Raw genomic sequence first — 11,974 nt, forward strand, 5'->3', positions numbered from 1 at the left:
GGTACCCGAGCGGAACGCCGACTCCCCCTTGTGACGAGTCACACCTAGGACACAACCCGATATCAACGCTCGGTAACCTGCCCGGACCGAGAAGCCCGGAGGCACACAACGCCATCCCTCTCGCGCCACCAATCCCCCTAAAACCACCCAAAAGCTATATCTCACCCGTCCGTCAGCAGCGCCCTCGCGAGCTCCTCCTCCGCCTCGGCGGCGGTCGTCCACCGACTCGCCCGCAGCCACGCCCGCTTGAGGTGGAGATGGACGTCGGACTCCCAGGTGAAGCCCATTCCTCCGTGCACCTGGAGGCAGTCGCGGGCGTTGCGCACCGCCGCCTCGTCCGCGAGCAGCTTGGCCGCCGCGACCTCCGTCGGATCTGCCGTCACGGCGGCGGCGTAGACGGCGGCACGCGCCAGCTCCACCCGGACGAGCATCCGTGCGCAGCGGTGCTGTACGGCCTGGAAGGCCCCGATGGGCCGGCCGAACTGGCGGCGTCGGCGAGCGTGCTCCACGGCCGTCTCGACGGTACGGGCCGCGCTGCCCAGCTGTTGGGCGGCGGTGAGCAGAACGGCCTCCCGGCGCAGCACGGCCGCCGTCGGCGCGGAACACCCACCCGCCGCCTCGCCACCGTCGGCCGCACCGGCCTCGGCCCCGACCCCGCCCCCAGCCCCGGCCCCGGTCCTCCGCCCGGTCGCGCTCGGCGCGGCGACCCGGTGCAACGGAGTGGCCGGATCCAGCGAGCGCAGCGGCCGCGCGGAGCGCGCCAGCTCCTGGGCGGGCAGGACGCGCACCGTGGCGTCGTCGAGCACGAGCACGGCGTCGGAGGCGGTCAGATGCTCGACGAGCCGTCCCCGGGTGGACCCCGGGTCGTACGCCGTGACCACCGTGTCGCCCCGTGCCGCGCCCGGGACCAGAGGCGCCGCCAGGTGGGTGGCGACGAGCGGCCCGGGGAGCAGGAAGCGCCCGGTCTCCTCGAAGGCCAGCACCGCCTCCGGCAGCGCCAGGCCGACCCCGCCGTCGGCCTCGGGAAGCCGTAACCCGAAGAAGCCGGCCACGCCCAGCTCGCGCCACCACCTACCGACCGCCCCGGACGCCTCCCCGATCGCCCCGGAGGTCTCGCCGGCCACCCCGGAGACCGGCCCGACCGCCCCGGAGGCGGCACCCACCGGCCCTGCTGGCCCTGCTGGCCCCTCTAACCCCTCTGGTCCCTCCGGCCCCGCTGCTCCCGGGGGCCGCCCGGCCGCCTCCTTGGGCGGGCCGTCCACGTACGCGCGCAGCGCCGCGCGGTCGGCATGACGGGACAGGATGTCCCGCACTCCGGCCCGCAGAGCCCGTTGGTCATCGGTGAGCTGGAAGTCCATGCTTCGGTTCACCGTCCCCGCGGCAGGCCGAGGACGCGCTCGGCGACGATCGTCCGCTGGATCTCGGAGGTGCCGGCGGCGATGGTGTACGCGAGCGCGGAGAGCCGGGCCGCGACCCATTCCTCGTCGGCGTCGAGGGCGTCCGCGCCCAGCACCTCGGCCGCCGCTTCGAACAGCTCCTGCCGGGCGTCGGCGTAACGGAGCTTGAAGACGGAGGCGCCGGCACCCGGCACACCGCCCGTGCGCTGGGCCGCGGCGACGTTCCACTGGGTGAGCCGCCACAGCGCGGTGAAGTCGGCGTGCAGCCGCCCCAGGCGGCGGCGCAGCACGGGGTCGTCCCAGGTGCCGTTGGCCCGCGCGGCGCGGGCCAGCTCCCCCAGTACGCGCCGGCAGCCGACGACCTCCCCCACGAAGGCGGTGCCGCGTTCGAAGGACAGGGTCACCATGCTCACCCGCCAGCCGTCGTTCTCCGCCCCGATCCGGTGGCCGACCGGCACCCGCACCTCGTCCAGGAAGACCTCGGCGAACTCCGCCGTGCCGGCGAGCGTGCGCAGCGGCCGCACCGTCACCCCCGGCGCGTCCATCGGCATCGCCAACCAGGTGATGCCCCGGTGCCTCGGCCCACCCCCGCCCGCGCCCGTGCCTCCGCCCGCGCCCGTACGTCCGTCCCCATCCGCAGCGCCGGTCCCGCCCGCGCCACCGCTCCCGCCCGTACGTCCGCCCCCGCGCGCGTCGGCGCTCCCGCCGGCCTCCGGCGCGGGGCCCGTGCGCACCAGCAGTTCGCACCAGTCGGCGACCTCCGCGTGCGAGGTCCAGATCTTGGAGCCGGTGACCGTGTACGCGTCGCCGTCCCGCACCGCGCGGGTGCGCAGGGCGGCCAGGTCGGACCCGGCCTCCGGCTCGGAGAAGCCCTGGCACCAGACCTCGTCGCCGCGCAGGATCGGCGGCAGCCAGCGCGCCCGCTGCTTGGCCGTGCCCTCGGCGGCGATCGTCGGCCCTGCGTGCAGCAGGCCGACGAAGTTCGCGCCCACATAGGGCGCCCCGGCCAGCTCCGTCTCCTCCAGGAAGATCAGGTGCTGGGTCGGGGTGGCCCCCCGGCCGCCCGCCTCGACCGGCCAGTGCAGCCCGGCGTACCCGGCCTCGTACAGCATCCGCTGCCAGCCGCAGTCGTAGGCCCGCCGAGCGGGCCAGTCGGTCGGGTCGGGCCGGGGCGGCAGCTCGCGCAGCGCCTCGCCCAGCCAGGCGCGCAGCCGCGCCCGGAAGTCCTGTTCCTCCTCGGTGTACGCCAGCTCCACCCGCGCCTCACCCGTCCAGGTCCCGAGCCACGTCCGGGTCCCCCGCCACGCGCGGGTCCCCCACCCCGTCCAGCCCCCGACCCACGTCCCGGTCCAGGTCCCGACCCGCGTCCCGGTCCAGATCCAGGTCGAGCATCCGGATCGCGTTGCCCCGCATCAGCTTGTGGATCGTCTCCTGGTCCAACCCCCGCACATGCTCCAACGCGACCTGCTTGGTGTGCGGGAAGGTCGAGTCCACGTGCGGATAGTCGGTCTCGAAGGTGGCGTTGTCGCGTCCCACCACATCGAGTGAGGCGACTCCGTGTTTGTCGCGGAAGAAGCAGCAGAAGATCTGCCGGTAGTAGTACGTGGACGGCGGCTCGGGGATGAGGTCGCGGACGCCGCCCCACGCGCGGTGCTCCTCCCAGACGTCGTCCATCCGCTCCAGGGCGTAGGGGATCCAGCCCATCTGGCCCTCGCTGTAGGCGAGCTTCAGCCGGGGGAAGCGGACCAGCACCCCGCTGAAGAGGAAGTCGGCCATCGACGCCATGGCGTTGTTGAAGGACAGCGAAGCCTGCACGGCGGGCGGGGCGTCCGGGGAGGCGGCGGGCATCTGCGAGGACGAGCCGATGTGCATGTTGACGACCGTGCCCGTCTCCTCGCAGGCGGCGAAGAAGGGGTCCCAGTAGCCCGAGTGGATGCTGGGCAGCCCGAGGTAGGTGGGGATCTCGCTGAAGGTCACCGCGCGGACCCCGCGCGCCGCGTTCCGGCGGATCTCCGCGACGGCCAGCTCCACGTCCCACAGCGGGATGAGGCAGAGCGGGATCAGCCGCCCCGCGCTGTCGCCGCACCACTCCTCGACCATCCAGTCGTTGTAGGCGCGCACGCAGGCCAGGGCGACCTCCTTGTCGTGCGCCTCGGCGAAGGTCTGCCCGCAGAACCGCGGGAAGGTGGGGAAGCAGAGCGACGCCTCGACGTGGTTGAGATCCATGTCGGCCAGCCGTGCCTTCGGGTCCCAGCAGCCGCGCCGCATCTCCTCGCGCGTGATCCCCTCCAGCGTCATCTCGTCCCGCGAGAAGCCGACGGCCGCGATGATCCGCTTGTACGGGAACAGCTGCCCCTCGTACTCCCACCAGTCGGTCGGTGGACCGTCGGGGTCGGTGGTGATCCGGTACTTCCCGCCGACGTAGGCCAGCTCCCCGATCCCGGCCGTGAGCGGCCTGGGGCCACGGTCCCGGTACTTCGCCGGCAACCACGTCTCGAAGAGGTGCGCGGGTTCGATGACATGGTCGTCGACGCTCACGATGCGCGGCAGCTCCATGGCGCCTCCGTCCGATGGGCTCGGATGCCGGCGACCGGGTCCGCACCCACCCGAGAATCTGATACACCGTCAGAAATACGCTAACCGCGCCACCCCTGGACCAGCAAGGCGCGACGCCCTACCCTCCCCCGCAGCGCGCATATCTGACTAACCGTCAGCCAACGGAGGCGGCCATGCCCGACACCATGGCGGAACTCGGCACGTCGGCCACGCTGTGGGAGTTGCTCGACCGCCGCGCGGAGCTCACCCCCGACGCCCCCGCGCTGCTCCAGGCCGCCGACTCCGCCCGCCACGACCGGCGGATGACCTTCGGCATGCTGCGCGCTCGCGCCGAGCGCGTGGCCGCCGGACTGTACGAGTTGGGTGTCAGGCCCCGTACCCGAGTGGCCTGGCAGCTGCCCACCCGCATCGAGACCGTCGTCCTGGCCATGGCCCTGGCCCGGCTCGGCGCGGTCCAGAGCCCGCTGATCCCCGCCTACCGCGACCGCGAGGCCGGCTTCGCGCTGCGCGCCGCGCGGGCCGCGTACTTCGCCGTCCCCGCGCGGTGGCGCGGTTTCGACCACACGGCCATGGCGCACCGACTGGCCCTGCGGCTGCCCGACCCCCCGCTGGTCTTCCCCGCCTACGACACCCTCCCCGAGGCCGATCCGGCCTCCGTGGCGCTGCCCCCGCCGCCCGCCGACGGGACCGAGGTCCGCTGGATCTACTGGACCTCCGGCACCACCTCCGACCCCAAGGGCGTGCTGCACACCGACCGCGGCCTGATCGCCGCCGGCCGCTGCCTTGCCCGGGCGCTACGGCTGCGCCCCGACGACGTCGGCTCGATGGCCTTCCCGTACGCGCACGTCGCGGGGCCCGACTACACCGTGCTGCTCCTGCTGACCGGCATCCCGGCCGTACTGCTGGAGCACTTCGCGTTGCCCGGCTCGCTCGACGCCTATCGCCGCCACCGGGTGACGACCGCGGGCGGCTCCACCGCCTTCTACGCGATGTTCCTGGCCGAGCAGCGCAAGGACCCCGCGCGGCGACTCCTGCCCAGCCTGCGGCTGCTGGCCGGCGGCGGCGCGCCCAAGCCGCCCGAGCTCTACCACGACGTCGTCCGCGAGCTGGGCTGCCAGCTCACCCACGGCTACGGCATGACCGAGGCGCCGATGATCACCATGGGCGCTCCGGACGACACCGCGGAGCACCTCGCCACGACCGAGGGCCGACCGCCCGAGGACATGGAGATCCGGGTCGTGGACGCCGCCGGCCTACCGCTGCCGGCGGGGGTGGACGGCGAGATACGGCTGCGCGGCGAGGCCGTGTGCGCGGGCTACCTCGATCCGGCGCAGACCGCCGCCGCCTTCGACGCGGACGGCTTCCTGCGCACCGGCGACCTCGGCCACCTCACGGCCGACGGCCACCTGGTGCTCACCGGCCGCGCCAAGGACGTCATCATCCGCAAGGGCGAGAACATCTCCGCCAAGGAGATCGAGCACCTGCTGTACACGCACCCCGGCGTCCGGGACGTCGCCGTCATCGGGCTGCCGGCGCCGGACGGGGTGCGGGGCGAGCTGGTGTGCGCCGTCGTGGAACAGCCGTCGGGGGCTCGCCCGCTGACCCTCGACGACGTCACCGCCCATCTGCGCGCCGCGGGGCTGGCCGCGCACAAGCTGCCGGAGCGGCTGGAGGTCGTGGACGCGCTGCCGCGCAACCCCACGCTCCACAAGGTCCTCGCCTACAAGCTGCGCGAGCGGTTCACGGCTCAGCCGCCGAAGACGCGGTAGGCGGTGCCCCAGCGGTGGCGACGCCCCAGCCGCGACCGACGCCCCAGTGGTAGGCGGTGGGCCAAGGCCCGGCGCTGGGCGACGCCCCGGCGTCGGGCTGGGCCTCAGCCGCCCGGGGTGCGGTAGGTCGCCATCGCCTGCTCGAAGAAGCGCGCCACCGCGCGGCGTTCGCTGTCGGGGCCGATCACCTGGACGAGGTGGTAGCGGCCGTCGAGCAGCATCGCGAGATTGCGCGCGTACACCTGGCGGCCGCTGCTGTCGCGCCAGCTGAAGGCGCCCTCCGCCATCGCCGTACGGCCGACGTCGGTGCGGCGCAGCCGGGACGAGGAGGACCACTCGGACTCCCGGAAGGCGGCCAGCTCGGGCTCCCTGTCCTGCTGGTACGCCATCGGGTCGGCGCCGAACCGCGACGCCTTGTCCCGCCCGGCGACGACCACCAGCTCGAAGTCGCCGCCCCGGTCCACGTAGCGGATCTGGCCGCGCGCGTTCTCCTCACGGCGCTGCCAGTCCTCGTGCACCGCGATCTGGAAGCCCTTGGGGTCCTTGCGGACCACGAAGCCCTTGGCGAGCCCGTCCGGCGTCGTGGACTGCGGCTGCCGGGCGCTGGAGCCCGCCGATCCGGCGCCGGTCTCGCCCTCGCCGCCGGCCGTGGTCCGGCTGGGCACCGCGGAGGTCCGGGTGCCCGTGGAGCCGGTGCGGTCCTCGCCCTCGCCCTCCTTCTCGGGCATGAACAGCATCGCGTACAGCATCACGGCCGCGAGCAGCAGCAGTATGGCGGTGAGCAGGATCCGGCCCAGATGGCGTGGACCGCGCGCGCCGCTCGGGCCGCGGGACCCGCCGCGACCGCTGCCGAGCCGGGGCTCACGGCTGATCCTGGGCTCCCGCTCCCGCCGGGGTTCACGGCCGCGGAGCGACTCGCGGTTGCGGAGGGGCTCTCGCGGGCCGCCCGACAGCCGCGCGGTACGCGGCTCGCGCGGATCACCGCCCGTCCGGCCCGCCCGGGGCGTCTGCGCCCGCCCCCGCTTGTGCCGCCCGTGTGAGGCCACGCCCGCGCCGGCGTCGTCGCCCCGGCCGCGGCCCCTGCGCACCAGCCAGCCGCGCCGCCGGACGATGGGCAGCCGCTTGGGGTCGGCAGGACCGCCCGCGCCCGTGGAGGGCACGACGACCGTACGGCTGCCGACGTCCGGCTCCGGCGCCGACCGGATCAACGAGCGCAGCCAGCCGCGCAGCTCCTCGACGTCCGGCCGCTCGGAGGGCTCCTGGCGCATCAGCGACTCGACGACGGGGCGCAGCGGACCGCACTCCTCGGCGTACGCGGGTGCCTCGGCGCACACCAGCTGCACCAGCTCGGCGGCGCTCTCCTCCGGGTACGGGGCGTGGCCCTGGACCGCGCGGAAGAGCAGCACGCCGACGGCCCACAGGTCGGTGGCCGGGCCGACCGGCGGCGCCAGCTGCCAGTTGGCGTGCACCGGGCCCGCCTGCTCGGGCGCCCACCGCTCGGTGACCGCCCCGACCACCAGGATGCGTGCCTGGCGGGCCCGCTCCGCGGCGAGCGCGCCGGCGGGGCCGTGCCCGTCGGCGCCGGCTCCGGCGGCCGCGCCGGGTGAGCCCGTCGGCTCGGCTCCCGGGAACCCCGTCTCGGGGAACGGCCGCGCGGCGGACGCCTCTCCCGGGAACGGGTCGTCGGGATCGGTCCCCCGCGCGCCCGCGCGATAGGCCGCGACCTTGCCCGCGCGGGGCGCGCTCAGCGGCTCGCGGTCGGCGTCGCCGGCGGACTCCCAGTCGCGCTCGGGCTCCTCGCCCCCGTCCCCCTCGGGCCCCTCCGCCGGGTCCGCAGCGGGGTCGCGGTCGGCTCCGAAGGCGAGCGGGCCGTGCCCGGACGCCGGGCCGGGGCCGGTGGCGGACTCGGCCCCGGAGCCCTGCCCGGTGGCCACCACGACCGCCGGCACCGGGTCGTAGCCGCACAGCGCCTCCTCCGCCGCGCCGGCCGCCAGGCCGGTGAGCATGGCGTGGCCGTCCTCGCAGACCAGGACCGTACGGGCGGTGATGTTGCGGTGGACCCAGCCGTGCGCGTGCAGGGCGCGCAGGGCGGTGAGGACGTCGGCGGCGATCTCGGCCGCGCGATGGGGCGCCAGGGTGCGCTCCGCGAGCAGCGCGGCCAGCGGGCGGCCGGCGACGAACTCGCTCACTATCCACAGACTGCCGTCCTCCACGAAGACGTGGAAGACCTGGTCGAGCCGCGGGTGGTCGGGCAGTGCCGCGGCGGCCGTGGCCGCCTCGACGGCGCGCCGCACCAGGGGGTCGTCGACGCTCCGCGCGCCCGACCGCCCCATCCGACCGAGGGGGCCGCCGGCGAGCCCGCCGGCTCCGGGGCCGGCGCCGAAGCGTCCGTCCGCGCCGGCGCCCAGCACCTCCGCGTCGACGACCTCGGGCAGCGGGATCTGCCGGAGCTGGACCTCCTGGCCGCTGTAGGTGTCGAACGCGCGGGTCTCGACGAGCTCGTACTCGTCGGAGGGCGGCAACGGAAGGCGGTAGCGGTCGGCGAGCACACGTCCCGCGTAGTCGTCCACGACGCCTCCCCCAGCGCGCGCTTCCCGGCCCCCACGCGCAATCCCAGTCGTTTTCCCGCCTGTTGCGGCGTCATACCGCCCACCGCTTATCACCATAGTGCCCGGGGCGGACGCCGGGGGCCGGTCCGCTCAGCCCGTCCGCGATTCCCGGTCCGGGGTTACCCGTCCACGATTGCCGATCCGCGATTCCCCGATCCGCGGTTACCCGTCCGCGGTGTGCCGGCAGCGCCCCGGATCAGTCGACGGACTTGAAGGACGCGAACGCGGTCTTGCGGAGCGCCTGGCACTCCTCGTCGTCCCACTTGTCCTTCTCGCAGGTGATCATGATGGCGTAGCCGTGCGAGTCGTCCACCTTGAAGCCCCGGTTGAGCACCCGCACCCGCGTGCCGCCCTGGTCGCGCTCGAACTGCCAGTCGGCGACGGTCGGGAAGCCGCGCCAGTCGACCTCCTTGATGCCCAGCCCGCGGTAGCCGCTCATCGTCTGCCGGGCGCCGGGTTCGGCCGCCCGCCAGGCCGCCGCCGCGTCGTCCTTCGGGTTGGGGTTGAAGTCGATCTGCACCCGCGGGAACTGGTCCGAGGAGCGGTATATGCGACCGCCGCTGTAGTTCGGGACGGGGTGGCCGTCCCACCCCTTGGGCAGACCCATGACGAAGTGGAACGCCTCGTCCTGGAGTCGCTCGTAGCCGCTCGGCAGCGCGTCCTTGCCGGCGTCGCCCTTGTCGGCGTCCTTCTCGGCGTCGTCCTCGGGCTTCTTGTCGTCGGACTCGGCGTCGTCCGAGCCCTCCTCGGCGTCGCTCTGCGGCTCCTCGCCGGCCTGCCCCTGCTGGGAGTCGGCGGACGAGCCCGAGCCGTCCTTGTTCTCCACGCCCTTGTCGCCGGCGTCGCCCTGGTCCTTGTCGGCGCCCGCGCCGGCCCCGGTCGAGGCGGAGGTGTTCTTCGCACCGCTGTTGTCGGAATCGCCGCCGCTGAGGACGATGGCGAGCACGGTGCCCACGATGGCCAGCGCCACCACCACGGCGATGATCACCAGGGTGCGGCGAGGCACCACATCGGTGATCGAGGCACGCGGCGGGGACGGCGGCGCGGGCGGGGAGACGGACGACGGCTCGGAGCGCCGGACGGAGGACGCCGCGCCGCGCCCCGACCGCAACCCGCCGCGTGTGCGGTCCGGGCGGTCGGCAGCCGTGCGGTCGGTGCGCTCCGGTCGGTCGGCGCGCTCCGCGCGGGGCGCGGCGGTGGGCCGGCGGGGAGCGGCGGGCGGCTGCGCCGGGGGCGGCGGCGTGGGCAGCGCCATCGTCCGGGTCGGTTCGGCGATCGCCGACACGCCCTGGGGCTCCTCCCGCGCGTTCATCGCCTCGGTCAGCAGCGCCCGCGCGCCCGCGTCGTCCAGCCGCCGCTGCGGGTCCTTGTCGAGCAGGCCGTAGATGACCTCTTCCAGGGCGGGACCGGCGTTCTTCGGCGGGTCGACCGGCTCGGTCATCACCGCGGTGAGGGTGGCGATCGCGCTGCTCTTGTCGTACGGGGGGACGCCCTCCACCGCGGCGTAGAGCAGTCCGCCCAGCGACCAGAGGTCGGCCGGCGGGCCGGGCTTGTGGCCGCGGGCCCGCTCCGGGGAGATGTACGAGGGCGCGCCGACGAGCATGCCGGTGGAGGTGACCGACGGGTCGCCCTCCACCTGGGCGATGCCGAAGTCGGTGAGCACGACCCGGCCGTCGTCGGCGATCAGCACGTTGGACGGCTTCACGTCACGGTGCAGGATGCCCTCGCGGTGCGCGGCGCGCAGCACGTCGAGCACGGCCAGACCGACCTCGGCGGCGCGGCGCGAGGCCAGCGGCCCGTCGTCCCGCACCACGTCGGCCAGTGAGCGGCCCTCGATGAGCTCCATGACGATCCACGGCCGGTCGTCCTCGTCGACCACGTCGTAGACGGTGACGGCGCCGCTGCTGCGGATGCGGGCGATCGCCTTCGCCTCGCGCAGCGTGCGGGTGATGAGCCGTCGCTTCTCGTCCTCGTCGACGCTGGACGGGAAGCGCAGCTCCTTGACCGCGACGACACGCCCCAGCGTCTCGTCCCGTGCCCGCCAGACCGTGCCCATGCCGCCTCGGCCGAGGACCCCGTCGAGCCGGTACCGCCCTGCGAGGAGGCGCCCGGTCGTGTCCTGCGTCTGCTCCGCCTCCGACATGCGACCCCTCTGGAAATTCTGCTAATCAACCCACCCTGGCAGAGCGACCATTGTCTCTCATCCGAAGAGCTGCGGAAGTCCCGGGTCCGCTCCGCGGTCCGGCAAGGGGGGAACGACCTGGGACGATCGGGTAATTCCGTACGAGACGAAGGGCCGGCGATGCAGAACCGCAACCGAGCGCTCCGCGTGGCGGCCGCGGTACTCGCGCTCGTCCTGGCGGCGACGGCGAGCGGTTGCGGGGCGGCCGTGGAGCCGCGCGACGGGCGGGACGGCGACCGGGGCGAGGGGCGCGTCGCGGCCGCGCTGCGGCGGATGGTGACGGAGGGCCCGGCGCCCGGCGGCGCGGTGCTGACGGCGGTCGGCGGCCGGGCCCGCTTCGCCGCCGCGGGGACGGCGGACCTGCGCACCGGACGGCCGGTGGGCCGCACGGACCGGTTCCGGGCCGGCAGCCTCACCAAGACCTTCCTCGCCACCGTGGTGCTGCAACTGGCGGCGGAACGGCGGCTCGGGCTGGAGGACACGGTGGAGGCGCACCTGCCGGGCCTGGTGCGCGGCCGGGGCAACGACGGCCGGAAGGTCACCGTGCGTCAGCTGCTGTCCCACACCAGCGGGCTGTACGACTACACCCGAGACCCGGCCTTCGCGCGGCGCGCGTTCGGGGCCGACTCCGCGGGGCACCGACTCGACACCCACGCGCCGCGCGCCTTGGTACGGACCGCGCTGGCCCATCCGCCGTCCTTCGCCCCGGGCGACGGCTGGCGCTATTCCAACACCAACTACCTGCTCCTCGGTCTGATCGTGGAACAGGTGACCGGGCACCCGTACGCGGCCGAGGTGCGGCGCCGCGTCATCCTCCCGCTCGGGCTGACCGGCACCAGCCTCCCGGGCACCCGCGCGGCGCTACCCGCGCCGCACGGCCGCGCCTACTCGGCCCGCGCGGGGGCCGACACCGGTTCAGGGGCCCCGCGCGACGTCACGGAGCTCGACCCGTCCGTGGCCGGGGCGGCGGGAGAGCTGGTCTCCACCCTCGACGACCTGGCCCGCTTCTTCGGCGCGCTGCTGGACGGCCGACTGCTGCCGGGCCCTCAACTGCGGGCGATGCGCGACACGGCGGCCTCCGACGGTCGGTACGGGCTCGGGCTGTATCCCGTGCGGCTGCCCTGCGGGGTGACGGTGTGGGGGCACAACGGCGTCATCAGCGGCTCGTACGCGCTGGTCGTCGGCGCGCCCGGCGGCCGACGGGTGCTGGCCTACCGGCTGAACGACGACGCGCGTCCCGCGCGGACGAGCGAAGGCGCACTGCTGCGGGCCGAGTTCTGCCCACCCGGGGCATAACGCCACACAAGCCGCGGCGTCGCACGACGGCGGCCGGCCGGTCGGCCTCCGACGACCGCGCCACGCCCCGACCGACGGGACACCGGGCCCCGACCGCCGCCCGCGCGGGAGAGCGACGGGACACCGGGCACCGGCCACCGCCCCGCGGCCAGAGCACTGCCGGAC

General features: G+C 74.9%; 7 protein-coding genes. 2 read left to right on the plus strand and 5 right to left on the minus strand.

The window, feature by feature from the left end; translation table 11 throughout:
* Positions 1–161: 161 nt before the first annotated feature.
* The 3 genes from LRS74_RS13090 to LRS74_RS13100 are packed head-to-tail and all read right to left on the minus strand — an operon-like array spanning position 162 to position 3,953.
* Positions 162–1,358 (minus strand): acyl-CoA dehydrogenase family protein, encoded by a 1,197-nt coding sequence (locus LRS74_RS13090; protein WP_277741181.1) that lies wholly within the window; start codon positions 1,356–1,358, stop codon positions 162–164.
* Between the two features lie 8 nt (positions 1,359–1,366).
* Entirely contained in the window at positions 1,367–2,653 is a 1,287-nt protein-coding gene (locus LRS74_RS13095; protein WP_277741182.1) for an acyl-CoA dehydrogenase family protein, read from the minus strand.
* A 7-nt stretch (positions 2,654–2,660) separates the two neighbouring features.
* Positions 2,661–3,953 carry an amidohydrolase family protein gene (locus tag LRS74_RS13100; protein WP_277741183.1) on the minus strand — a complete coding sequence of 431 codons (1,293 nt, stop codon included), beginning with the start codon at positions 3,951–3,953 and terminating at the stop codon, positions 2,661–2,663.
* Positions 3,954–4,126: 173 nt separating this feature from the next.
* On the opposite strand from LRS74_RS13100, the gene LRS74_RS13105 reads away from it, so the two are divergent.
* Complete coding sequence (locus LRS74_RS13105; protein ID WP_277741184.1) at positions 4,127–5,722, plus strand: AMP-binding protein; 1,596 nt, start codon at positions 4,127–4,129, stop codon at positions 5,720–5,722.
* Positions 5,723–5,826: 104 nt separating this feature from the next.
* Here the strand turns inward: LRS74_RS13105 and LRS74_RS13110 are convergent, their stop codons facing one another.
* Both LRS74_RS13110 and LRS74_RS13115 read right to left on the minus strand, forming a co-directional pair.
* Positions 5,827–8,292, minus strand: coding sequence for a protein kinase (locus tag LRS74_RS13110; RefSeq protein WP_277741185.1), 2,466 nt, complete (start codon positions 8,290–8,292; stop codon positions 5,827–5,829).
* Between the two features lie 235 nt (positions 8,293–8,527).
* Positions 8,528–10,474, minus strand: coding sequence for a protein kinase (locus LRS74_RS13115; protein ID WP_277741186.1), 1,947 nt, complete (start codon positions 10,472–10,474; stop codon positions 8,528–8,530).
* A gap of 159 nt (positions 10,475–10,633) precedes the next feature.
* Between LRS74_RS13115 and LRS74_RS13120 the strand changes: the two genes are divergently transcribed.
* Complete coding sequence (locus LRS74_RS13120) at positions 10,634–11,809, plus strand: serine hydrolase domain-containing protein (RefSeq protein ID WP_277741187.1); 1,176 nt, start codon at positions 10,634–10,636, stop codon at positions 11,807–11,809.
* The last annotated feature ends 165 nt before the right edge of the window (positions 11,810–11,974 follow it).

It is taken from the genome of Streptomyces sp. LX-29 (assembly GCF_029541745.1).
Classification (GTDB): domain Bacteria; phylum Actinomycetota; class Actinomycetes; order Streptomycetales; family Streptomycetaceae; genus Streptomyces.